Annotated in this window: 18 protein-coding genes and 1 pseudogene; 6 read left to right on the top strand and 13 right to left on the bottom strand. The window is 65.6% G+C overall.

Annotated elements, in window-relative coordinates; genetic code table 11:
• The first annotated feature begins 355 nt into the window (after positions 1-355).
• On the top strand, positions 356-1,015 hold the full coding sequence (locus E7744_RS14675; RefSeq protein ID WP_137775101.1) for a DUF6308 family protein: 660 nt from the start codon (positions 356-358) through the stop codon (positions 1,013-1,015).
• A 386-nt stretch (positions 1,016-1,401) separates the two neighbouring features.
• Here the strand turns inward: E7744_RS14675 and E7744_RS14670 are convergent, their stop codons facing one another.
• The 3 genes from E7744_RS14670 to E7744_RS14660 all read right to left on the bottom strand — a co-directional run bounded on the left by E7744_RS14670 (position 1,402) and on the right by E7744_RS14660 (position 5,365).
• A complete protein-coding gene (locus E7744_RS14670; protein ID WP_137774762.1) occupies positions 1,402-2,652 on the bottom strand; it encodes an IS256 family transposase in 1,251 nt (416 codons plus the stop codon).
• Positions 2,653-3,034: 382 nt separating this feature from the next.
• Positions 3,035-4,012, bottom strand: coding sequence for an MBL fold metallo-hydrolase (locus E7744_RS14665; protein ID WP_168199868.1), 978 nt, complete (start codon positions 4,010-4,012; stop codon positions 3,035-3,037).
• A gap of 306 nt (positions 4,013-4,318) precedes the next feature.
• Complete coding sequence (locus E7744_RS14660; protein ID WP_137775099.1) at positions 4,319-5,365, bottom strand: carbon-nitrogen hydrolase family protein; 1,047 nt, start codon at positions 5,363-5,365, stop codon at positions 4,319-4,321.
• 159 nt (positions 5,366-5,524) lie between these two features.
• Here E7744_RS14660 and E7744_RS14655 point away from each other — a divergent pair, with 159 nt between their 5' ends.
• The gene (locus tag E7744_RS14655) at positions 5,525-6,463 is read left to right on the top strand and encodes an AraC family transcriptional regulator (protein WP_137775098.1); all 939 of its coding nucleotides are present in this window, start codon (positions 5,525-5,527) and stop codon (positions 6,461-6,463) included.
• Positions 6,464-6,735: 272 nt separating this feature from the next.
• Here E7744_RS14655 and E7744_RS14650 read toward each other — a convergent pair whose 3' ends face one another.
• The 7 genes from E7744_RS14650 to E7744_RS14620 form a co-directional block, all read right to left on the bottom strand.
• Positions 6,736-7,338 carry a recombinase family protein gene (locus E7744_RS14650; protein WP_305764219.1) on the bottom strand — a complete coding sequence of 201 codons (603 nt, stop codon included), beginning with the start codon at positions 7,336-7,338 and terminating at the stop codon, positions 6,736-6,738.
• A gap of 550 nt (positions 7,339-7,888) precedes the next feature.
• Positions 7,889-9,094: an MFS transporter gene (locus E7744_RS14645; RefSeq protein ID WP_246858701.1), complete on the bottom strand. Its 1,206-nt coding sequence runs from the start codon at positions 9,092-9,094 to the stop codon at positions 7,889-7,891.
• A 408-nt stretch (positions 9,095-9,502) separates the two neighbouring features.
• Positions 9,503-10,846 (bottom strand): MFS transporter, encoded by a 1,344-nt coding sequence (locus E7744_RS14640; protein WP_137775096.1) that lies wholly within the window; start codon positions 10,844-10,846, stop codon positions 9,503-9,505.
• A 201-nt stretch (positions 10,847-11,047) separates the two neighbouring features.
• Complete coding sequence (locus E7744_RS14635; RefSeq protein WP_137775095.1) at positions 11,048-11,788, bottom strand: SDR family NAD(P)-dependent oxidoreductase; 741 nt, start codon at positions 11,786-11,788, stop codon at positions 11,048-11,050.
• 37 nt (positions 11,789-11,825) lie between these two features.
• On the bottom strand, positions 11,826-12,590 hold the full coding sequence (locus E7744_RS14630) for an SDR family NAD(P)-dependent oxidoreductase (RefSeq protein WP_137775094.1): 765 nt from the start codon (positions 12,588-12,590) through the stop codon (positions 11,826-11,828).
• A 59-nt stretch (positions 12,591-12,649) separates the two neighbouring features.
• Positions 12,650-13,978 carry a dihydrolipoamide acetyltransferase family protein gene (locus tag E7744_RS14625; protein WP_137775093.1) on the bottom strand — a complete coding sequence of 443 codons (1,329 nt, stop codon included), beginning with the start codon at positions 13,976-13,978 and terminating at the stop codon, positions 12,650-12,652.
• Positions 13,979-14,007: 29 nt separating this feature from the next.
• Positions 14,008-16,224 carry a thiamine pyrophosphate-dependent enzyme gene (locus E7744_RS14620; protein ID WP_137775092.1) on the bottom strand — a complete coding sequence of 739 codons (2,217 nt, stop codon included), beginning with the start codon at positions 16,222-16,224 and terminating at the stop codon, positions 14,008-14,010.
• A 173-nt stretch (positions 16,225-16,397) separates the two neighbouring features.
• Between E7744_RS14620 and E7744_RS14615 the strand changes: the two genes are divergently transcribed.
• Both E7744_RS14615 and E7744_RS14610 read left to right on the top strand, forming a co-directional pair.
• Entirely contained in the window at positions 16,398-17,051 is a 654-nt protein-coding gene (locus tag E7744_RS14615) for a GntR family transcriptional regulator (RefSeq protein ID WP_210417239.1), read from the top strand.
• Between the two features lie 24 nt (positions 17,052-17,075).
• Complete coding sequence (locus E7744_RS14610; RefSeq protein WP_246858700.1) at positions 17,076-17,624, top strand: VOC family protein; 549 nt, start codon at positions 17,076-17,078, stop codon at positions 17,622-17,624.
• A gap of 74 nt (positions 17,625-17,698) precedes the next feature.
• Here E7744_RS14610 and E7744_RS14605 read toward each other — a convergent pair whose 3' ends face one another.
• On the bottom strand, positions 17,699-19,114 hold the full coding sequence (locus tag E7744_RS14605; RefSeq protein ID WP_137775090.1) for an MFS transporter: 1,416 nt from the start codon (positions 19,112-19,114) through the stop codon (positions 17,699-17,701).
• 432 nt (positions 19,115-19,546) lie between these two features.
• Positions 19,547-20,581: a zinc-binding dehydrogenase gene (locus E7744_RS14600; protein ID WP_137775089.1), complete on the bottom strand. Its 1,035-nt coding sequence runs from the start codon at positions 20,579-20,581 to the stop codon at positions 19,547-19,549.
• Between the two features lie 1,323 nt (positions 20,582-21,904).
• On the opposite strand from E7744_RS14600, the gene E7744_RS14595 reads away from it, so the two are divergent.
• Both E7744_RS14595 and E7744_RS16320 read left to right on the top strand, forming a co-directional pair.
• Positions 21,905-22,531: an SUMF1/EgtB/PvdO family nonheme iron enzyme gene (locus tag E7744_RS14595; RefSeq protein ID WP_137775088.1), complete on the top strand. Its 627-nt coding sequence runs from the start codon at positions 21,905-21,907 to the stop codon at positions 22,529-22,531.
• A 270-nt stretch (positions 22,532-22,801) separates the two neighbouring features.
• Positions 22,802-22,930 (top strand): annotated as a pseudogene (locus E7744_RS16320) (recombinase family protein); the annotation flags it as partial.
• Between the two features lie 71 nt (positions 22,931-23,001).
• Here the strand turns inward: E7744_RS16320 and E7744_RS14585 are convergent.
• On the bottom strand, positions 23,002-24,387 hold the full coding sequence (locus E7744_RS14585; protein WP_246858699.1) for an aspartate aminotransferase family protein: 1,386 nt from the start codon (positions 24,385-24,387) through the stop codon (positions 23,002-23,004).

Raw genomic sequence — 24,387 nt, 5'->3', positions numbered from 1 at the left:
AACGTGCGATAGGGCGACGCACGCCTCAGCCGTCCATTGCGAGTCGCAGCCGGCTATTGATGCAAACTTAGAAACTCTTCGATTGGGGCCTTGGCCCCGAATCGTGGACGGTGTCATTTCGGTTATGCCGCTTCCGCGAGGGTAGCGGACCTGGTCGCCTCGGAGGCGTTGGGCGAGATGTTGCCGATCGCGGAGTGGCATCGGTGAGTGTTGTACCGGTACGGCTTACGGCATGCACCCACCGCAGGCTCCGCCCGAATCAGCAGCGGTGACCGGAAGCAGCCCAAGAAACGTCTTGTGACAACGGACGTCCGCAGCCGGAGCCCCTAACCATGGCCCCTGATACTGTCCGGGCATGGCCATTACTGCCGTCTTCACTGTCGCAGAGACCGAGTATGGAATCGATCAAGCGCTCGACCGTTTCGCGGACTATCCGCGCAAGACGCCCGCCAGGTTCGACTACCCGCCGCGCGGTGACCACGGCACGATCACCCGTGAGGAGATCAGGCGGACTCGGTACGTCAGCTCGAGGATTTCCCACGTCGAAGGTGACTATTTCATCACTCGGGCCACGGATGCCCCTTGGATCCCGACAGATGCGGATCTAGCCGACGCGGACCCGGAAGCGCGCGGTGAGCTCTTTGACGACATGTCAGCCCTGTACTGGCACTTCGCCCGGACGGCGCCGCGCGGGATCTCCTTCGCGAAGGTCTCTAAGGTCCTACACCTGAAGTTTCCCGCCGTGTTCCCGCTCTTGGACTCTCGCCTGTGGAAGGCGTACCGGGCGGCCGCCCGTGCCCACTCAGCTCGACACCCAGAGCTACGACAGAGCCAGCTCAGGTGGATCGCAGTGCGCGACGACCTACTCGCTGCCCGTTCATCCGGTGCCATCGAGAGATTGCGCGACGCCCTGGCCCGGTACGAACACCACGAGCCAGCCGTCCAGCACCGCGTCCGCGACATGACACGGCTAACCGATCTGAGACTGCTCGACATCCTCGTTTGGCGACCTTGAAGGTCTAGTGCAGGTACGCGGAGCGCCAGTCCGTTCCCAGGACGCGTTATAGGTGAAGATGACCAGAGTCCGTCACCGTCCCAGTGACGCTCCTCGCGCCCGGCCCCCGGTCCACCATCGCGTGTCAGCCGATCATGCTGGGCGAAATGCGCGGCATCTCACCGAAGATGGTCACTTGCCGATCCCCTTACGGCGCAGCGTCCACGCCACCTGTGCGGGCAGCGAAGTGCACTACTGGCCTCCGTGCCGTCGAGTATTGAAATCGACACAAGGGCAAGTATGTGCAGGCTCCCAAGCTCAGCGCGGCCGACGTGGGCAGGCCCAGACCATGATTGACCTGAGCCGGGACTGTCCGATAAAGGGTGTGTGGGGTCCGGCGGTTTTCATCAGTGAGTGGTTCTCTCGAACCGTCCGGCGAAGGTGATCGCGAAGGCGTTGAGCGCCGGCTTCCACCTCATCACCCAGCGTGCCCTCCCGCCGCCGGTGGGATCAAGGGACCGGGTGACGAGATACAGACACTTCAGGGCGGCTGCCTCGTTCGGGAAGTGGCCCCGGGCGCGGACCGCCCGGCGGTAGCGGGCGTTGATCGACTCGATCGCGTTGGTCGTGCAGATCACCCGGCGGATCTCCACGTCGTACTCCAGGAACGGCACGAACTCCGCCCACGAGGACTCCCAGAGCTGCACGATCGCCGGATACCGCTGACCCCACTCGTCCCTGAACTCGGCGAAGCGGTCCTTCGCCGCTTGCTCGCTCGGGGCGGTGTAGACCGGCTTGAGGGCCTTGACGATCCCGTCGCGGTGCTGTCGGCCGGCGTAGCGGAAGCTGTTGCGGATCAGATGCACGATGCACTGCTGGACCACCGTCCGCTCCCAGGTGGTCGTGATCGCCTCCGGCAGGCCCTTGAGCCCATCGCACACGGCGATGAGCACATCCTCCACGCCCCGGTTCTTCAGTTCGGAGAAGACCTGCAGCCAGAACCGGGCGCCCTCGGCGCCGTCACCGGCCCAGATCCCGAGGATGTCGCGTTCTCCATTGGTGGTGACGCCCATGACCACGTAGAACGGGGTGTTGCGCACCTGACCGTCCCGGACCTTGACCACAATGGCGTCGACGAAGATCACCGGGTAGAGCGAGTCCAGCGGCCGGGCGGACCACTCCGCGAGTTCCCCGGCGACCTTCTCGGTGATCCTGGAGATGGTGTCCTTGGAGACGGTGGCTCCGTAGACCTCCTCGAAGTGCGCGGCGATCTCCCCGGTCGTCAAACCCCGAGCCGAGAGGGACAGCACGATCTGGTCGATCCCGTCCAGGCGCCGTTTGCGCTTGGGCACGATCACCGGCTCGAAGGACCCCTCCCGATCCCGCGGCACCTCGATCTGCACGGGGCCGATCTCGGTCAACACCGTCTTCGATCTCGTGCCGTTGCGCATATTCTCCGCGATCGGCACCTCACCATGCTCGTGGCCGAGGTGCTCAGTCAGCTCCGCCTCGAGCGCCGTTTCCAGCACGTTCTTCGTCAGCTGGTTGAGCAGCCCGCCGGGGCCGACCAGGCTCACGCCTTGCTCCTTGGCCTGGGCGAGCAGTTGTTCGGCGAGTTGTTTCTGATCGATGATCTCTCCGGTCACGGGATCGATCATCGCCTCTGTTGCCTCGGTCGTGTCAGTCACGGCCGTCTCCTTTCGGATCAGGCCGGACCCTCACACACCGTTTTTCTTACAGTCCCCCTGAGCCTGCCCACGGAGGAGGTGTCCGCGCGGTTTGGCGTGTCCCGTCAGACGCTTTACGCGGCCTTGAGGTGCGCTGTCGCCTAGGTGGATTCATAACCCGCTGGTCGACAGGTCAGGCACACTCGCTACAGCGTCGTTTCAACCCTGTGAATCACGCGGGCTTCACCACCGGTCCCGCCTGCTGAACCTGTCAGGATGGGCTGTGGGATTTGCCGCAGGCCGCTGTCCGTGAATCAAAGAATTGGCCCACACCTGGGGACGCTGAGCGCCGTCCTATGAGAACGCTGGCCGGTCAGAGGGGGACGTCTCGGAGTTCCTGGGCCACAGTAGTCCTTCCGGTGTAGCTGGCGCGGCGGACGGACTTGCGCAGGGCAGCTTGCCATTCCTGGTGGGAGAGGGTGTCCGGCACGAGGTGACTCAGCACAATGTGGCCGGCGTTGGCTTCCTTGGCTATCCGGCCAATCTCGTTGACGTCGGTATGGACGTCACGCATGTGCTTCATCGTGGTCTCGTTCCACCCCATGCGGGACGCAGAGGCTTCTAGCTCTACCGCCTCGTGGACAAGAATGTCGCAGTTGCGAGCAAGCCTGATGAGGTTGTCCGAGGGAGCGGTGTCCCCGGAGAAGACCACGGATCCGTGCTCGGTGTCGAATCGGTAGGCCAGGGCCGGGTAGACGGCTCCGTGCGGCACGAGGGTGGCGGTGACACGCACGTTCTCATCGGCCATGACCTCGAAGGGCTGTGCGGACGGGGCGGTGTTATCGGCTGAAGCGTTGAGCTCGGCGGGTATCTCAATGTCGTGGGCGATGATCATCTTGGCGGGGTCGCCGATGAAGTGTTCCTTCAAGAAAAAGTTCGCCGATCCGCTGAAGGCATTATTGAGCAACTCGAGCATCTCCCGGGTGCCGGGGGTGGCTTGTCCTGCGTTGGCCCACTGGTCACCGTCCTTGAGCTTCCCGGTGGGCTTGCCGGCTGTTCCGGGGCCGTAGGCGTGAATGGGGTTCTTGTAGGTGTACTGCGTTGGGAATTGGGCGGCCAGTTGTGTGTACGTGGCGAAGTCGATGCAGTGATCGGCGTGCAGGTGGGTCAAGAAGATCGACCGTAGGCGCGGGACCGGCAACCCGGCATTGACGAACTGGCTCAGCGAGGCCCGGCCACAGTCAATGAGGTAGACGTCTCCATTGACCACCAGGGCGGTCGAGATTCCGGCCTGGTTGGGGTGCGGGGGCGGCCCACCCTGGATGCCCAGCGGCACCAGGGCGAAATCCATGTCCCGCTTCTTGCTGCGAGGGGCAGCGGAGGTGGCCGGAGCAGTGGCCAGGGCGGTGGCGGCGACTGCGGTGGTGGCCAGTCCGCCCAACAGGGTCTGCCGACGGGAGGGGGCAAGGCCGGGCTTGGGGTGGTCAGTGCACATATGCGAGGGTCCTTTTCGCGGAGCTAGCGGAGGGCCGTAGAGCAGTCGGGGTCCTGACGCATGAGGGGCAGCTCGATGAGGCTTCCCCGTGGGGTGTCGGACGCTGCTGGCCATCGGGCAAGAGGTCGTGCGAGGGCACGGGGCGGGGCCGGAGGGTCGTGTCTAAAGCTGGGTGGGTGCAGGTTCCCGGAGACGGTCCTGTGGCTCCAGCTCAACTGGGCCATTGAAGTCGAGGCTGTCGAGTTCGACGGCGGCCTGCTCCCGGGGGGTGATGACCGGTTTGCGGGGGCGGTCATCGAACACCAGGCGCGTGACGTCGGGCCGAGCGTAGTGACCGGCGGGGTCGACGGTGTTCTTGGCCAGGTCGATGTCCGACAAGTCGAGGTCGGCGTAGACGATGCCTTCTTCCGTGGGATCCAGGGGCTGGGTGATCATGGCGGAGTGAGGACCGTACACGCGGGCATAACCACCTCCACCGGTGTAGACCGGGGTGGGGCCGCCGTCCGCGGTCGGGAACTTGCGGGCGCCGTCGTCGGACATGATCTGGGTGGCGGCGACGACGAAGGCACTGCCTTCGAGGGCGTAGGTCTGGGTGCAGGCCATGATCGACTCCGGGCTCAGGGCCGGTACGTTGCCCAGGATCCCCAGGCAGGGCCAGCCGGCCACGTGGATCTGCTCGTTCTGGGCGTACATGGCGTACTTCGTCAGCGGCTGGAGGTGCTCGAAGCATTGCAGGGCCCCCACCCGGCCCAGGGGGGTGTCGATGACCTTGATGTCACTGCCGTCGCCCTCACCGAAGAGCGTGCGTTCGGCATGGGTGGGCTTGAGCTTCCGGCGATGCAGGACCAGGTCTCCGCCGGGACCGATGACAGCCTGGGACATGTACAGCGACCCGGCGTCCTTCTCGCTGAAGCCCACCACCACGGTGATCGAGTGCTGCTGGGCGGCCTCACGGATCCGTGCGATCTGTGGCCCGTCGATGGCCGGAGAGTTCGCGTGGTACCGGGCCACGAACTGCATCTGCTCGTAGACCGGGTAGGACCACAGGAACACCGGGTAACCCGGGATCCATGTCTCCGGGAAGGCGATCAGGTCCGCCCCGCCGGTTGCAGCCTCGGCGATCAGGCGGATGGTCTTATCCGTCGTGGCCTCCATGTCCAACCAGACCGGTTCAGCCTGAACGGCTGCCACACGCACTGTCTCGCCCATGATTGCTCCTTATGTACACCGGGATCTGAAGAAGATGCCCTCCACGTTATGGCGCGCGTCACACGAATGTGTTGGCGTTTTCTGCACACCGCGTTACGATTCCTGCACTCCTGCCCAACGCCCCTCCGAAGGCAATGGGCGAGGTGTTGAAAGGACGCGATGACCGAGGTAGCCGTCACCGACGTGCGGGACTGGCAGGCCGCGGCCAGTGAGGCCTTCGTCCCGTTGAAATGCCTAAGCGAGGGTCCGCACTTCAGCGCCTCGCTACACGCTGTGCCTCTCTCCCCGGAGGTCTCATTCGCTCGGGTCCGTTCCGGCCCGGTCCGCGTCGAGCGCACTGAGGAGCTGGCCCGCCGCAGCGAGCATGACGACCTGCTGCTGTCCCTGCAACTGCACTCCACCGGGCAGGTCCACCAGCACGGGCGCACTGCCCACCTCACACCCGGCAGCGCCGCGTTGTATGAGACCAACCGCCCTTACGTACTGGACCACCTGCACCCCGATCAAGACCTGCTCGTGCTGCGGGTATCGCGCCAACACCTGGACCTGGACCCCCGGGTGCTCACCGAGATGCTCGGACGAACCATCGAACCCTCGGTGCCGGGCATGCCCGCCTTCACCGGCTACGCCCGCGGACTGGCCGAAGAGCACACCCCCCTGGCCCCAGCCGTCCGAGCTGACCTAGCCACCTTCAGCACGGAATTGCTCACGACGATCCTGCGATCCTTCGCCGCCCAGTACCCCACAGGACAGGACGCCGACCAAGTGCTGTTAGAAAGACTCAAGGCGCACATCCGAATTCACTTGGCCGACCCAGCCCTTTCCGTGGAGCGACTCGCCGCTACTCACCACATCTCGCTGCGCAAGCTCCACTCCCTCTTCACTGCGGCCGGCATCACCCCTGGGGCCTACCTCCGGCAGGCCCGCCTCGATCACGCCACCCGAATGCTGGCCAATCGGACCATCACCGGTCAGACCATCGCCACCATCGCCCGTGACAGCGGCTTCAGCGATGCCTCCACCTTCACCCGGGCATTCACCCGCACCTACGGCCATCCTCCAGCACGCTGGACTCCCACTGACGCGGCACTTCACTAGGAATCCACAGGACAGCGACGTCCCCTGCAAGGCGTTCTACCCTGTGGATCTGATCGCGAAATGGCAGTCTGCTGCGATCGGTTGATGGCGGCCTCGACCATAGGCTGGGACGTTTCCGTATGGGGAACCCCCACCGGACACCCCGCCTCTGACCTGCGCACACTCAAGCACGTCTGGCGGGGCATCCCGTAGGAGCCATCCAGTGCTTCGTCCCGCGACGGTGCGACATACGGAACACCCGTGGCAGGCCTCCCGCCTGTGTTCCGCGGTGGTCATCGGCGCTGAGCCAACACCTTTTGTCCGGCCTCGCGGAGTTCACCGGTGGGTGAGACGTGGCGATAGAGCGTCTGCCGGGTGATGCCCAGCTCCTTGCACAGGGCGCTGACGTTGGTGTCCTTGTTCCCCATCGAGGCCATCGCCAGGCGGATCTTGGCCGGGGTCATCTTGTAGGGCCGCCCGCCCTTGCGGCCCCGCGCCCGGGCCGCGGCCAGGCCGGCCTTGGTGCGTTCGGAGATCAGCTCGCGTTCGAACTCGGCCAACGCGGCGAAGATCCCGAAGACTAGCTTGCCGGAGGCGGTGGTGGTGTCGATGGCCGCGCCTTGGCCGGTGAGCACCTTCAGGCCCACACCCCGCTCGGTCAGGTCGTGGACGACGTTGACCAGATGGCGCAGGTCCCGGCCGAGCCGGTCCAGCTTCCACACCAGCAGCGTGTCCCCGTCCCGCAGCGCCTTCAGGCAGGCGGCCAGGTGGGGCCGGTCGTCGCTCTTGCCGGAGGCCTTGTCCTCGTACAGGGCCTTGGGCTTCACGCCGGCGGCGAGCAGGGCATCGCGTTGCAGGTCCGTGGCCTGGGACCCGTCCGCTTTCGAGACTCGCATGTACCCGACCAGCACCGTGCACCTCCGCTGTCATTTATTCGAACGTTTACGTGACAGAAGACCCGCACTGTCCGAAATTCACGAAAGTTGTCACATAACCCGTCATCTATTCTACGTCTCCTAGAGGGGTAGGCGGTTAGTCAATGTGACAAGGAATCCCAGGGACGTAGGGTCCTCACGATTCGTCCCGGAATTGGTGGACAGCCTCGATAGCTTCTGCCTCCCTTTCGAGAGCAGGAGTGCTGAGCAAGAACTCGGTTAGTGCATAGGACTATTGAGCAGGCGGAGTTCAGAAGTCGACGGCACTACCCGCAAGATCACTGGCCTGGGAGTGCCGTCGGCTTCTGAAACTGACATCGGTCCGCGACGTGGGGGAGTGTCCCAATTCCAAGGAACCGGGACGGTCGCTGTCGGTCAAAAGTCGGCGGCACGGAACTCAGGAGGCGTCCGTGGACTTTGACGCGGGGAGCCCTGTGACTGTCCTCTCGGCCCGATCTAGTAGTCACTCGCACAGGCGAGCACCCTCATTGAGGCCCCGTGCCGGGCGGGCTCACGTTGGTCGCTGGGCCAGCCGGGCGGCCAGGAGGCCGCCGGTGCAGAACATGAGGGCCAAGACCAGCACCAGCAGCAGGGGAGCGGTCCAGTCACCGGAGGTCGCGTTCAGCCAACCGGCCAGGGGCGGGGTGATTGTGGCGACCAGGTAGCCGCCGGTCTGCACCCACGCCGAACCGGAGGCGGCCTGTGCGTCGGTGATGGCCACCCGGGCGATGATGGAGAAGATGGCGGTGAACCCGCCGCCCTGGGCGATGCCGCCGATGATGGACCACAGCACGTAGGCCTCCGGGGCTAGCAGCAGGCCCAGCGGCAGGATGATCCAGAGCACTCCCATCACGGCCACCGGGACCCAGGGCCTGCGGGCCCGGAGCGAGAGCACCGGCAGGCCGAAAGCCCCCACGATCGCCGCGACCTGGAACAGCGAAGCCGTGGCACCCGAGGCTCCCGCCGCCAGCCCCATGGCATCGCTCAGCAGAGTCGGCAGCCAGGTCGTGGTGGCGTAGTAGGCCCCGGACTGCCCGCAGAAGGCCACGGTAAGCAGGACGATGATCAGCCGGAAGCGGGACCGGCCGCGGTCCGGGCCCGGAACCGCCCCCGGGGCCGGGGCGGGACCGGTGGCGGAGGTGCCTGCCGGCGTCGGAGTGTCCTGGGCGCCGTCCGCGCAGGTGCCCGCGGAGCTGTCCGGGGAGTCGTCGGTGAGGCCGGGTTCCGGGGCGGCGCTGGCGCGGGCGCGCAGGCGGCGGGACCACCACAGCCAGTAGGCCAGCCCGCCGGCGGTGACGACTGCCCAGGCTGCGATCGCCCAGCGCCAGCCCACGGCCTCGGCCAGCGGCGCGGTGACCACCAGGGTGATCATGGAACCGACGTTCATGGCCGCCGAGTACGCGCCGGTGGCCAGGGACACCTGGCGCCAGGGCACGTCCCGTCGGATGATCACCGGCACGGCGATGTTGCCCAGGGCGATCGCCACGCCGATGACCGCCGTCCCGGCCAGCACCACCCAGGCCGGTCCGGTGGACCGGATGACGGTGCCCGCGAGCACGCCGGACAGGCACAGCACCACGACCGTCTCGGGGCCGAAGCGGCGGATCCACCCGGTGGCCAGCGGAGTGGCCAGGGCGAAGAGCAGGACCGGCAGGCCGGTCAGCAGGCCGGCGCCGATGGCGTTGAGCGAGGTGTCGGCCTGGATCGGCCCGAGCACCGCGGTCGGCGCGATGATCGGGGCGCGCAGGTTCAGGGCGAGGACGACGATGCCCGCGATGACCCAGGGCAGGGCGGGGCGCAGTGCTGGCGAGCGGTTCGTGGCGGACTCCTTCGGTACTGAGGGCGCCCCTGCCAGTCTGCCAGTCCACGGGCGCCCATCCCGCTGTGAATGCGGCCGGGGCCCCAGCCGAGGCGGTGGCTGGGGCCCTCTGTCATCGCCTGCACCCCCATGAGACCCGCTCCACGTCAGGGGCAATGCCATGCGGTGAGGGACTGCAGATTATTAACATCCTGTCTTGATCTCATCCGGCACGGGGGCGCCGGCGCTTGCTGCGTGGGCGATGAGCCCGATCGCGGTGGCCAGCCGGATCTATGTGGGCAAGGATTCTGGTGTCCCTTGACGCTGTTACTTCTTCTTCGCTCCGAGATCGGCGGTTGGAATCTTCGCGGTCTCGGGGCTGAACAGCGCACACAGGGCCGAGATGGCTATACCTCCGGCTGCGAAGAGAGAGACACCGATCCAGTTGTTCGTCTCTCCGTTGATCGTCTGGGCGATGGCGGGCGAGAAACCTGCGATCACCAGGCCGAGCATGAGGCTGATCGCCATCCCGCTGTACCTGACCTGAGCGGGGAACTGCTCCGGGAAGTAGACCGGATAGATGCCGTTCGCTGCGGCGTATGCGAAGGACATCAGCAGAATGCCCAGGATCCACACCAGCCAGGTGTTGCCGGGTCCGGCATGGGCAAGCGCCCCGAAATACGCGATGACTAACACGATCATCCCGATACAACCGCTGATGAACACTGGCTTGCGTCCAACCTTGTCGGAGAGATGTCCAAGGATGGGAACCATCACGAGAGTGCCCAAGTTGGACACCGTGATCAGGGCGAGCATCTCGCTGTTGGAGATGCCCGCGACCTGGGTGCCGTAGGCAAGGGAGAAAGTGCTGAACAGGCCCACCATCAGCAGGAACAGTGCCATGCCGGCCACTCGCAGCATCTGCAACGGGTAGTTCTTCAACAGGTAGAAAAGCGGGACCTTGACAGTCTCACGATGTTCCTTGACTTCTTCGAAGACCTCAGGCTCTTGTAGTCGTGCCCGCATGAAGACCGTTACGACGGTCACGAGGATGCTGAGCAGGAAGGGGATACGCCAGCCGAAGCTCATCATGAATTCTTCGGGCAACAGGTTCAGTGGGATGAAGATGGCCGAGGAGAGCACGAGGCCAGCGGTGGCGCCTGCGATCGTCCAGCTGGCGTAGAAGCCACGCCGGTGATCTGGGGCTGTCTCCATCGATAGCGAGGCCGAGCCCGGCGATTCACCACCTGCCGAAAGGCCCTGGAACAGGCGCATCAGGACAATGATGATCGGGGCCCAGAGCCCGATGGTTTCGTAGGTGGGGACAAGGCCGATGATGAACGTTGCCACGCCCATGAGCACGATGCATGCCATCAGCGCCTTCTTACGGCCGACCACATCGCCGAGCCATCCCCACATGATCGCGCCGAGAGGACGCGTGACGTAGGAAACACCGACCGTGGCGAGGGCAAGGATCTGGCCGGCGCCACCTTCAGCGGGGAAGAAGAGCGGCTGCAGGTACAGTGCGGCTGCCGTCGCGAAGATGTAGAAGTCGTAGTACTCGAGCGTGGTGCCGACAAAGCCCGAGGCAGCGGCATTGCGGGCGTTTTTGAGTTGTCCCGCCTCTGGCGCGAGGGCTGCGGGGGGCGCAGCTGGGGTCTGTGAGGTCATGACGATCCTTTCGTGAAGAGCGTCGGTGATGATCAAGATGATCAATACGGGTTGCGAGAATGCAGTCACTGCCGCAGGTACTGAGGCGTTTCAGTGTTAGCTTCGGCCTTTCTCGGGGGTGTGGGGTGAGGGCCCAGGCTGCGGGGGTGTTCGAGGAGTTGTGACCCCGTTGTCGAGCGTGGCTACCGAGATGGATGGTCGTCAGCCGGCCATGTAGAGGCCGCCGTTGACCTGGATCAGTTCCCCGTTGACGAAGGACGCTGCGTCCGAGCACAGGAAGGTCACGACGGTGGCTACCTCCCGGGCCGTTCCGTGCCGTCCCAGCGGGGTCTGCTGCAGGAGGAGTTCGCCGTTGGTCGTCACGAGGGTGTCGGTCATCTGGGTGCGGATGATGCCTGGGGCCACGGCGTTGACGCGGATGCCGCGATGCCCGATCTCCAGGGCGAGGCTGCGGCCAAAGGCCACCAGGGCGGCCTTGGTGGCGGCGTAGTGGGCGTGGTTGCGGCTGCCGCGGGATCCGGCCAGGGAGGCGAAGTTCACGATGGCCCCGTGATCGTGCAGGTGGGGCAAGACTGCTTGGGTGAGCTGGAAGACGGAGTCGAGATTGATCGACATCGTCTGTCGCCATTCCTGCAAGCTCATGCTTTCGACGTCGCGGTCCCGGTAGATCCCGGCGGCCGGCACCAGGGCGTCCAGCCCGCCGGCGATTTCCACGGTGGCGCGCACCTCGTTGAGCACGTTGTGGTCGGTGAGGTCACCGGCCACGGTCGTGATCCGCTCGGGTCCGCCCAGAGCGTCCGCGACTTCGCACAGTGCGTTCGGGTCCAGGTCCACGAGGATCAGCTGGGCGCCATCGCCGAAGAACAGCCGGGCGCATTCTTTGCCGATGCCGCCGGCGGCGCCGGTGATGAGCACAGTCTTGTTCGAGAAGTCGTAAGTCATGAGGTCTCGTTTTCCGTGGGCCAGGGGTGGTGGTTCTTCACTGGTACCAGTTGCCGTCGACGGTCATACCACCGTCGACCATGAGGGTGTGGCCGGTGATGTAGGAGGAGCCCGGAGCGCACAGGAACACGATGGCCTCGGCGATCTCCTGCGGTTCGGCGAAGCGCCGCATCGGCACGCGCGCCTCGATGGGGGCGGGGTCGAGCTTGCCTTCGGTGATGAGCTGGTCGGTGAACGGTGTGCGGGTATAGCCGGGGCCGACGGAATTGACCCGGATACCGTCCTGGGCCCATTCCACGGCCAGGGTCCGGGTGAGGCCGTCCAATCCCGCCTTGGCGGTGGTGTAGCTGGCGCGCTGGGGCATGCCGGTCTTACCGGCGACCGAGGACAGGTTGACGATCGCCCCGGTGTCCTGGGCGGCCAACAGGGGATAGGCGGCCCGGCAGGTACGCATCGACCCGGACAGGTGCACGGCGATCAGCGCCTCCCAGTCCTCGTCGGTCATGGTCGCGCTGGGCACCGGACGGGAGTTGCCGGCACAGTTGACCAGGGCATCGAGCCGGCCCTCGGTTTCCTGGATGGAGGTGAAGGCGGCGTCCACGCTGGACCGGTCGGTCACGTTGGTGACCACGCCCCGGGCGTGCTCACCAAGTTGTTCCAGGCCCGCCTGCAGTACGGCCTCGTTGAAGTCCAGCAGCACGGCGGTTCCGCCGCGTTCTACCCACAGCCGGGCCGTGGCGAAACCGATGCCGGAGGCGCCTCCGGTGATGGCCATGACGGGTCGGTTCTCGGTGACAGTCATTGTTCTCTCCTGGGGATCACATGGTGTGAACGGTTAGCTGCGGGCAAGACCGCCGCGGGTCAGAGCAGGATGCTCAGGGGGTGTTCGATGCGCCGTTTGAAGGCGGCCAGCAGCTGGGCGGCCACGGCTCCGTCGATCACGCGGTGATCGGCCGAGAGCGTGCAGCTCATGACGGTGGCCACGGCCAGTTCTCCGGCGCGAACCACCGGGCGGGGTTCGGCGGCGCCGACGGCCAGGATCCCGGCCTGGGGTGGGTTGAGGATCGCGGAGAACTCCCGGGTGCCGTACATGCCCAGGTTGGTCAGGCTGAACGCGCCTCCTTCCAGTTCCCGTTGCCGGATCTGGCCGGTGCCGGCCCGTTCCTTGTAGTCGGTCATGGTCCGGCACAGGGAGCTGAGGGAGAGACTCTGAAGCCCGCGGACCACGGGGGTCAGCAGCCCGTCCTCGGTGGCGATGGCCACGGAGACGTCCACGCTGGTGTAGCGGCGAATGCTCTCGCCCTGCCAGGTCGCGTTGGCCGCGGGCACTTCGGCCAGCGCCCCGCCGAGGGCCTTGAGGAGCAGGTCGTTGACGGTGGCCTTCTGCTCGGTCGCGGCCAGGGCGTCGTTGACCTGGCGCCGCAGGGCCAGCAGGGCGTCCATCTCCACGTCGATGGAGACGTAGAAGTGGGGGACCGTGGTCTTGGACTCGGTCAGTCGGCGGGCGATGGCCCGGCGCATCCCGGACAGCGGGAGATCCTGGAAGTCTGCCTCGGCCGGGATCGCCGGCGGAACGGGGGAGGGCGTCGGGGCCGGGGCAGCCGCCCCCGTGGCCGGGCCTGGGGCGGTGGCCGGAACGTCGGGGGCACCCTGCCGGTCGGCGGCGGCTTCGACGTCCCGACGCAGAATCCGCCCGTTGGGCCCGGAGCCGTTCAGGGCGGTGACTTCGACGCCGAGGTCCTTGGCCAGCTTGCGTGCCAACGGGGAGCTGAAGACCCGAGCCCCGGATGCCGGGGTGGGGGCCGGGTTGGCGGTGCTGTCCACGGCCTGGTCGCGGGTGTCACGGTGGGTGGTGGGGGCCTCGGTGTCCTGGGGTACCGGCTGCTGGGCGGCGCTGTCCGCGGCGCCGCCCGCGGAGGCGATCTGCCGATCGATGGCCGCCTCGTCCTCGCCGGGGTCGACGAGCACGGCGATGGGTTCACCGACCGCCACGGAGGTGCCCGGGTCGATGAGCAGCCGACCGACGGTACCGGCGGCTTCGGCCTCCAGCTCCACGGTGGCCTTCTCGGTCTCGATCTCGGCGATGGGCTGACCGGAGGCGATGAGGTCCCCGACGGAGACCAGCCAGTTCTGCAGGGCGGCTTCAGTGGCGTCGGCCACGACGGCCGGCATGGTGATGAGGGTTGCCATGGTGGGTTTCGTCCTTCGCGGGGGCGGGGTCAGGAAAGGCCGAGGTGGCGGGCGACTTCGTCGAAGCCGGCCAGGACGTCGTCCAGGTCGGCGTTGGCCGCGGCCTCCAGGACCTTGGAGATGCTGGGGGCGGCCTCGTGTCCGGTGACGCGCTGGATCGGCTGGTCGAGGTGGTCGAAGTACCGGCGCTGGATCTCATCGGCCAGCCACCCGCCGTAGGAGGTTCCCGAGGCGCCCTGCTCCACGATCAGGACGTTGTTGGTCTTGGTGATCGAGGCGCCAATGGTGTCCCAGTCCAGGGAGGCCCGGTCGAGCCAACGCAGGTCGATGACCTCGGCATCCAGGTCGGCGCGCTGCTCGGCGGCCTGCAGCGAGAGGTCCACCATGTTGAGGTAGCTCAGCACGGTGACGTCCTCACCGGCGCGACGCACGGCGGCCTTGCCGACGGGTAGCCGGTAGTCCAGGTCCTCCGCGGGGATCTCGCCCTTGACCGCGTAGAGGTCCACGTGCTCGAGCACCAAGACGGGGTCCTGCAGGTCCAGGGCGGTGTTCATCAGCCCGATGTAGTCCCGCGGGGTGGCGGGGGCGACGATGCGCCATCCCGGGTTGGTGGCGAAGATCCCGGCCGGGTCCATGGAGTGCTGGGAACCGTAGCCGGCACCCATGGCGACCTTGGAGCGCAGCACCACGGGCATGCCGGACTGGCCTCCGAACATGTGGCGGGCCTTGCCGATCTGGTTGAAGATCTGGTCGGCGGCCACCCACAGGAAGTCCGAGTACATGAACTCCACGATCGGCTTGTAGCGTCCGGTCATGGACAGCCCGCCGCCCAGGCCCGCGAAGGCGTTCTCGCTGATCGGGGTGCCGAGCACCCGGTCGGGGTAGGAATCCTTGAGCCCGCGGGTGGCGCCGTTGGTGCCGCCCTTGAGCCGGTGCACGTCCTCTCCGAGGATCACGACGCCCGGGTCGGTGGCCATCCGGCGGTCCAGGACATCGGCGATGGCATCGACGAAGCGGCGCTGCGTCGTGGCGGGTTGGGCGCTGTCCTCGAGGACATCCCCGCAGAGGACCGGATCCATCCGCAGGCCCTCATCGACGGTGGCCGGGTCCGGCCACAGTGCCGGACGGATGCGGCGGGCCCCCTTGGCGCTGGCCGGGTCCTTCTCGGTGATGCCCTCGACGACCTGGGTGATGACCGCGGTGATCCGGGCGCGCAGGTCCTCCAGCTGGTCCTCGGTGAGCAGCTCCCGACGCATCATCTCCTCGGCGACCTTGCGCAGCGGATCCCGATCACGCCACTGCTTCTCCTCTTCCTTGCTGCGGTAGCCGAAAGCGCTGCCGGGGAAGGGGCCGTTCTGGTGGAAGTAGCGGTAGGTCTCGGCCTCGATGAGGGTGGCGCCCTTGCCGGCGCGCATGTGCTCCACGGCCGCCCGCTGCGCCAGGTACACCGCCAGCGGGTCCATGCCGTCCACCCGCCAGGAGCGGATTCCGAAGCCGGGGCCGCGGGCGGCCAGCCGGGGATCGCCGGTGACGTCGGAGACGTGGGTGGACACCGCGTAGAGGTTGTTCTCGATGAAGAAGCACAGCGGCAGATCCCAGGCCGCCGCCAGGTTGAAGGTCTCCAGGGTGGAGCCGATATTGGAGGCCCCGTCCCCGAAGTAGGTGACCGTCACCCCCATGTCCTGCGCAGCCCCGGAGCCCTTGACGACTTCGGCGTCATGGCGCTGGGCCCAGGCGTTGCCCGCCGCCAGGGGCACCCCTCCGCCCACGATGGCATTGGTGCCCAGCGCCCCGGCCTCCAGCCACTGCAGGTGCATCGACCCGCCGCGACCTCCGCTGAACCCGGCCTTCAGTCCCAGGATCTCGGACATGGTGCGGTGGATGAACTCGACGATCTGATCGTCCTTGACGCCGTCCACGATGCTCATGCCCTCCGGGCGCAGGAAGGACAGGCCCTTGGCCAGGAACTGGTGATGGCCGCGGTGGGTGCCGTTGACCCCGTCGGCCGCGCGCAGGGCCAGCACGGAGCCGACCGCCGCTGCCTCCTGGCCGATGCTGGAGTGGGCCGGTCCGTGGACCACCCCTTCCCCGGCCAACTGCAACACGACCTCCTCGAAGATCCGCACCGTGTGCATCTGCACCAGCATGGATTCGAGCAGTTCGGGCGCCGCGGCGTCCCAATCATCCCGCGTCGTGCGCAGCTCGGTGCACTCCGTCGAGTAGGTCAGTGGCGTGCTCGTGGACATAGGGGCTCCCCGTGGCGCGTAAAAGTGGTGGAAATGGATGTGCTTCGCCTCACACTACTGGTAGATTGGATCCAATACAAGCCGGAAGGCGCGGTAAACGCGTCGTTTCTCTCGCGAAAGGATCCATTCGGTGCGTTTCTATGCTGGAGGGATCCATGACGACAGGAGCTGTGATGTTGAAGAAGTCCGGTGCGGCCAGCCAGCGCATCGCCGATGAGTTGAGGCGGCGCGTGCTGGCCGGGGAGCTCGCACCGGGGACACGGATCCGTCAGGAGCAGATCGCCGAGGAGTTCGGCGTGAGCCGGCTGCCGATCCGGGAGGCGCTGCGCATCCTGGAATCCCACGGTCTGGTGACGCTGGTGGCCTCCACTGGTGCGTGGGTGAGCTCGATGAACTTGGCCGAGTGCCAGGAGACCTACTTGATCCGTGAACGGGTTGAGCCCCTGGCCTTGGGTCAGGCCATCGAGCAGATCACTCCGGAGACCATCGAGCAGCTGGGCGCGTTGACCATCCAGATGGAGAGCGCGGAGGCGGTGGATGATTTTGTTGAACTGGACCGCCAGTTCCACCTGCTCAGCTTTCAGGCTGCCGGCATGTCCACCTTGCTGGAGATGGTCGAGCGGCTGTGGAACACCACTCAGCACTACCGCCGCGCCTACGTCCAGTTGATCGGGTCCGAAGGGCTGGGGGAGACCCACCTCGAGCACCGCCTGTTGGTGGCCACCATCCAGCATCGAGACCGTAGGTCCGCCGAGGAGCTGTTGGGGATGCACATCCGCAAGACCCGGCTGTCCTTGCTCAACCACCCCGAAATCTTTGACCGCTAAGCCCACCTCGATGGAGGACAGACCATGAGCGAGACGACCCACACGCCAGCGCAGACGATGCGGCGCGGCCTACCGGGCATCACCGGCACGGACCACATCGGTTTCACCGTGCCCGACATCGACCAGGCCCACGAGTTCCTGGTCGAGGTCATCGGTTGCGACCACGTCTACTCCCTGGGGCCCTATCCCCGGAATCCGGAGCTGATGAGCACGAAGCTCAACCTTCACCCGGAGGCGGTGATGCAGCAAATCCGCTTCTACCGGTGTTTCAACGGGGCCAACTTCGAGGTGTTCCACTACGAGGCCCCCGACCAGCGCCTCGAGCAGCCGCGCAACAGTGACGTCGGCGGCCATCACATCGCCTTCTACGTCGAGGACCTCGAGGAGGCCGTGGCGTACCTGAAGGACCGTGGCATCCAGGTCCTGGGAGAGCCGACCGCCAGCTCGGGGGCCAGCGCCGGGCAGCGGTGGGTGTACTTCCTCTCCCCGTGGGGCATGCAGTTCGAGCTGGTGTCCTTTCCGCAGGGCAAGGCCTACGAGGCAGACGCTGCGGTGTTGCTCTGGAAGCCGTAGAGGCCCGAGGCACACCCGGAAGCACGAAAGCGGGGCGGGGACCGATCGGTCCCCGCCCCGCTTTCGTGCCGGGCTCAGACGCTGAGGTCGATCTCCCGCTCGGTTCCCGCAGGCGCCGGCGCGTGGTTTGCCGGCACGGCATCGACGTCGCGCAGGTCGATGCCGCGGGTCTCTCGCATCATCAAGGTGGTGATGAGGGTGAACAGGCAGAGCACCATGATGTAGACGTGGAAGACCCATTCGGTGCCCCAGCCCACGAACAACTGGTTCAGATAGGGGGCTGTGCCACCGAAGACCGCTACGCCCATCGAGTAGGCGAAGCCGATGCCCCGGGTGCGCATGTGGGTCGGGAAGTTCTCCGCCTGCATGGCAGCGAAGATCGACGACGCCAACGCCCACAGGCACAGCGCCACGGTTTGAGGTACCAGCAGGGTCCACCAGACATCACCGACCATCGCGGTCAGTGGCATCACCAGGATGGCCGAGGCCACGGCAAAGAAGAGTATCTGGGGCCGGCGTCCGATGCGGTCGGAGAGCATGCCGAACAGCGGCAGGCTGACCAGGACGATGCACTGGGCCACCAGGCTCACCCAGTAGGCCGTGCTGGGATCCATGCCCTGGGAGGAGATGGCGTAGGTGGAGATGTAGCTGCTCCACGTGTAGTGCACGGCGGTGATCCCGGCGGTAAAGAGGATCATGCGCACGGCCACACGAATGGTGCGCCACCGGCCCCAGACGGGAACGGCGGCCGCGACCGGAGCGGACCCCATCGAGGCCACGGCTTCGGAGCCCGGATCTGCGGAGGTCTTGCTGACGGCGGCATCTTCCTCGAAGACATCTGATTCATCCATGTGCCTGCGCAGGTAGAGCACTCCCAGTGCAGCCACGGCACCAATCAGGAACGGAACACGCCAGGCCCAGTCGAGCACGGCCTGATCACCGAAGGTGGTGGTGATCACCGCCCCGAGCCCGTACGCCAGGACCGAGCCGCCGACGATCGCGATATGCACCACGGAGGACCACAGCCCTCGACGCGCGCTCGGGGCGATCTCCGCCACGTAGGTGGTCGAGGTGGCCGACTCCCCGCCATGGGCGAATCCCTGAATGACCCGGGCCGCCAACAAGATCACGGCCGACCACACACCAACGGCGTGGTAAGTCGGCATGATCCCGATGATGAGACTGCCAGCAGACATCATCAGCATCGTAAAGATCAGGACGAACTTACGCCCCTTACGATCTGCCAGCCAACCGAAGAGGATGCCGCCGAGGGGACGGAAAAGGAAACTGACGGCGAAGACACCGAAGGTGGCCAAGATTCCGGCGGCCGTGGAACTCGGCTCGAAGACCACCTGGGCAATGAACGGGGCGAACACCGCGTAGGCGCTCCACTCGTACCACTCCAGAATGTTGCCCGCCGTGGCGGCAATCATTGACTTCTTCTTGGACGCACTCGCGACGACGGCCGTATCCGGCGCTTGATAGCTCATGGGTTCCCCTCAGACTCGAGTCTGCTCGGTGAGATGTATCACAACAGCGTGACACCAGTTGGATCCAATGGCAAGTCCAAATTCGATTTTATGGCCATATACCCCCTATTTGGGATCCATTCGTCTGGAAACGCTGGGGAAGGCCGCTCGAAGGTACGCCGCGATTGACCTCGTCGACCTGGAGTCGGGGGTAAAGCGGAAGCGTCGATCAAGCCAACCGGCAGCCAGGGAGGGGACCCGCACGAGGGGGCGATGAACCGGACGCCCCCCAGGCAGAATCGTCCCCAATTGTTCCCAGCGCCTCACGGCGCCTCCAGGGGCCGAACCAATGTTCCAGAGGCCACCGCCAGGGCATGATCTGTCGCCACTGATGAGCCGCTACTGGGTGGCCCCGCCAGCGGGCACCCGGCGCGTTACCGGACCATTGGAGGGTCAGGGGAGTGCGGGGGCGATGGCAGCCTTGATCAGGGGACGACCGTCAGACGTCCGACCTCCCTCTGCAGTGAGCCGGAGTGCTTCGGTCGCCTCGGACATACGAAAGACGCTGACGAGTTCCTCGCCCAATAGCTGCCGGGATACGAGGAACCGCAGAGTCTGTTCGTAGTCCGTGCGTGTGGAGGCATAGCTGAACAGCACAGCGATTTCCTTGCGCACGGCCCGGTTGACATCGAAGTCCGGATGCTGCGCATACAGGGCAACGGGGACGAGCCTGCCACCGGGTCGCAGAGCCTCGACTCCAGCGTCCAATTGGGCAGATGAGCCGGATGCTTCGATCCAAAGGTCCACCGATTGCGGGGCCGGCCGGGATGAAGTAATGGACAGGCCCAGCCGGTCTGCCAATGCCATTTTGGCTGCGGCTGAAGGGCCGGCGCGGCCCAGTAACGTCACGTCCGCGCCCTGGTGCTGCGCGGCCAGGGCCGCGAGCAACCCGATGGCGCCGGTGCCGGACACGACCACGCGATCGTCCTGACCGGCGCTTCCAATGCTGACCGCCGCGCGCCACGCGACCGACGCAGGTTCGGTCAGGACCGCCGTCGCATCCGGCAGTGCATCGGGAACTGGAACCAGGCAGTGCCAAGGAACGATGCAACTGCCCGCGGCCGCCCCGGGCACGCTCAGACCCAGCGTCCGGCGCTGCGGGCAGACCTGCGGCAGCCCGCCTGCGCAGGTGCTGCAGGCGCCGCAACCGGTCAAAGACATCGGCACCACCCGCAGACCCGCTGCCAGCCAGTCAGGTGTTCCGCTGCCGACCGCGGTGACGACGCCCACCGCCTCATGCCCGAGTACGGTGGCCGGCGCAACCCATTCATAACCTGCATCGGCGCGGTAGACGTGCGCATCCGAGCCGCACAGACCGCACAGCGACACGGCCACCCGGACCTCTCCCGGGCCGGGCTGCCGCTCGCGCACGTCCACGACTTCGACGTCGCGCGGAGCGTGGGAAATCCGAACAAGGGCCTGCATCATGCTCTCCTCGAAATCTACTGACCCATCTCGTCAAATGGCGCCTCAGGCGCAGTCGACTGGCTCTGGAGCCCCCCGAGGTCCAGTAAGGGCACAGCAATCAGACCCACCGTGAGGGGGGCGGTGGCAATCACGGTCCGTTCAATGACTCCCCAGTGGCCTGCTCAGCGGAGTCCATGACCATGGGCCGAAGAAGCCTTCAGTGGTGGCGATGGTACCCATCAGAACCAGGCCCATCCCCCAGATGACGCCCCTCAAGCGCGTTCATCTCTACTGTTGGCCTGGCGTATTCGGGACCGGCGTATTCCGCTGGCTATCCGGCTGCGGGGCTGGTCAAAGGCTTCCGGCTCCGGCAGTGCCGTTCGCATAATCTGCGAAAACTTCGCAAGGGACGCGAATGCCGGTGAGAACATCAAGCCAGTCCAGGTCGGGGCGGGGTCTGATGTCGACTCGTGCAGAGCCCGGCCGCCATGGACGATCGAGGGCGTCCTCGGAAACCGGATGCACGGCCTCCATCACGGGGAGTCGTCCTGGCTGGCAGTGTCCGGTCTCAATGAGGTTGGCAACGTCGACCAGGGGATTTGCCAATCTCATTGCGACAAATTGCGCTCCAACCGTCTCATTTGAGTTGGCAAACCCGTACATGTCAGTTCGTCGTGAGATGCCTCTGTCCGCTGCACCCAAGGCGACTCAACCAATAGCGTTGCCAAGTGCGGTGAGACAGAGGCCAGGAATCCACCAATTGCCATGTCTATTGAGATTCTTGCCAACAATACTGAGACCGGACAGACAGATTCGCGCCGATTGCGAACATGTCATGCTCTACTTGACGTAATCGGGCTTACAGGCCCGCATGGACACTTCTCCGTGGATAGGGGTGCCGCCCAACGAGATCTGCAAGAATGCCGCCGTCTCTCGAAAGCCACACTCGGACATTGCCTTGGGGCAAGGTTCCAGTTCCAAGGAAGTGGAACACCCACCCGAGACCGGTCAACCCGTCGATCACCCGGAGCCTGACCGACCCGACAACCTCGATCGAGCCACATGACTTCGATGCCGTCATTTAGCTCCGCCAGAACATCGCCACTTGTCGCTGCAATGCACAGATGATAGATGTCACGATGTTCCGCTCTTTTACTCGCGTAGCTAACCTTCGCCCGCTGACGCCTGGAATCGCATGAAGACCTGACCTAGGCTCATTCTGTGCGGTTCTCTCATATCCCCGGCGGTCAGGTTCGTCTCACAGACGCGCGACGCGGGACCGAGAGGCACGTCGCCCTCGTCTCATTCTGGCTGAGCACAGTTGCTGTCAGCGAGACCGATCTCATGGCTGGACGGAACACAGAAACAGCTCCCGACGATCGCTCTTTGCCCGCGTCCGGTGTGACGTGGCGAGAGGCCGTCGCATGGTGCAACAGTGTATCCAAGCACGAGGGATTGCAGCCCGCCTACCTCATCGGCAGTGACACTGTTCACTGGAATCCGCGGGCCGAGGGGTATCGGCTGCCCACCGAAGCCGAATGGGTTCACGGCAGCATGGGCGGCTCTATAGGGCCCCGCCACGGTCCGCTCGATCAGATCGCTTGGACAGAGGAGGACGGCACGACCGGCCCGCAGCCTTCTGCAAGCAAAGACGCTAATGCATACGGACTCTTCGACACGCTCGGCAACGTCTGGGAGTGGTGCTGGGACCGCCTCGACCCTGCACGATACGGCGACTACAGAGTACTCAAAGGCGGCGGTTGGGCAGACCCACAATGGAGTTGCCGGGTGGGTGTTCGCAGAGGGAATGCACCGGATGCCACAGTGGACGATGTCGGCTTTCGTGTAGCTCGCGGAGCTGTAGCTGAGCACGAACTCGCCGACGGCGGACAGGGGTGGTCGGAGCGCGCCGACCGTCAGCGTGCAATGCTCGACGGCCCGCTACCCGTGGGCTGGACGCCGTTGAAATAGACAATTCGCGAATGATCGACTTACGGGCATCAGTAGGTGACAAATAGCGCTGTCAGAACACGGCCAATTAGCGCTGCGATTCACACTCTTCTGACATCCGTGCCGTCGACTTCTGAGAGCGACAATGAAAGTCAGGTTGGGGTACACCCCAACCTGACGTCAGGCGACCATTTCGACCCGCGTCAAGATAGGGTCTGATTTTGCATTACTTGACACCTTGGGCCCCGGGTCTCAGATTTCAACCTGACAGTTCCAGGGTTGGAGGTCCCGGTGGCGGGTCAGCGGATCGGGTATGTGCGGGTCAGCACGCTGGAGTAGAACGAACAGCGCCAGCTCGAGGACCAGGCCCTGGACCGAGTCTTCACTGACAAGGTTTCCGGCCGGGACGCCAACCGCCCCGACCGGTGTCTCATGAAACTGTGCCTTGATGAGGCATGTTGGAGATCCTGCAAGATGGTCCCGATCGAGGCTTAGACAGTCTGGGCGACCGGTAGGTCGGCTGTCATCGCACCCTCAGATTCAATGTCCCTGACGATGGACTTCAGGGTCTCGATCAGTCCGGTGATGTCCTGCGCGGTCATGGCCAAGGACAATGACATCTCTCCCCGGTGGACGGGGAAGTACCCCCGGTTGGCCAGTTCGAGGGAGATCGTCTGCGTCGTATCGCCGTCGACGATGCGCCAGTAGTCACGGTGAGTCCGCACGGCCTCGCCGGGTGAGGTCATGTAGGCGTAGCCCAGGTGGGAGAAGCCCCGGCCGTGGATCCGGAACGGGCTGTTGCGTGCCTGGCTCCACTCGTTGAGCTCCGCGGCGATCCGCTGGGCATGTCCGTTGAGCGTGGCATAGGCATCCTCCGTGAGCTCGCCCAGGCACGCGGCCCCGGCCACTACGGAGAGCTTGTGCCCATGGTGGGTCCCCGAGACGGAGACCCGCCCGTCCTCCAGGGCATTCATGATCTCGGCACTGCCGCCCACCGCGCCAAGCGGCAGGCCACCACCGATGATCTTGCCCATCACGGTCAGGTCGGGGGTGATCCCGTAGAGTCCCTGCAGCCCCTGGTAACCGGCCCGCAGGCTGATGGTCTCGTCGAAGATCAGCACGATCCCCAGTTCCCGGGTGACATCACGCAGCATCTGCACAAAGTCCTGATCCAGCGCCACCATGCCACCGGCCCCGCTCTGCAGCTCCATGATCAGGCAGGCCAGCTCTCCGCCGTGAGCCCGCAAGAGGGCTTCCGTGCCGGGCAGGTCGTTCTGGGTCAGCACCAGGACCTGGTCCGTCGTCGCGGCGGGGATGCCACCGCTGTCCGGCACGGCCACCGGAGCCTCGGGCGAGCCGCCGTTCTCCGGTGTGGGGTGGGCGGAGATCTGCAGGACATCGCTGAAGCCGTGATATCCGCCTTCGAACTTGGCGATCCGGGTACGCCCCGTGGTCGCCCGTGCCAGTCGGACGGCCGTCATGCAGGACTCGGTGGCGGAGCAGGAGAACTGCACCTTCTCGACCGAGGGGATCCGCTCGATGAGCATTCGGGCCAGTTCGCCCTCCTGGGCGCCCGGATTGCCGAAGGAGACCCCCGCTGGAATGGCCTCCACCAGGGCAGATGTCAGGGCAGGGTGATCGTGCCCCAGGACATTGACGGTGTAGTTGTTGTTCAGGTCCAGGAGGCGGTGCCCGTCAACCGTCTCGATGTAAGCTCCCTCCCCCTTGGTCACGAACACCGCATGAGGGCCGAAGTTGAAGGAGTTCCGGCTGTAGCCGCCCGGCACGGACCGGCGGCTCTCCGCAGCCATCCGTCCGGAGACGGCGAACCGTTCGGTGAAAGTCTGCTGTGCCCGCTGAAGCGATAGTGCCGCCAC

Origin of the sequence: Citricoccus sp. SGAir0253, from assembly GCF_005877055.1 — a bacterium.
Classification (GTDB): Bacteria; Actinomycetota; Actinomycetes; order Actinomycetales; family Micrococcaceae; genus Citricoccus.
This window is presented reverse-complemented; position numbering and strand designations above follow the sequence as displayed.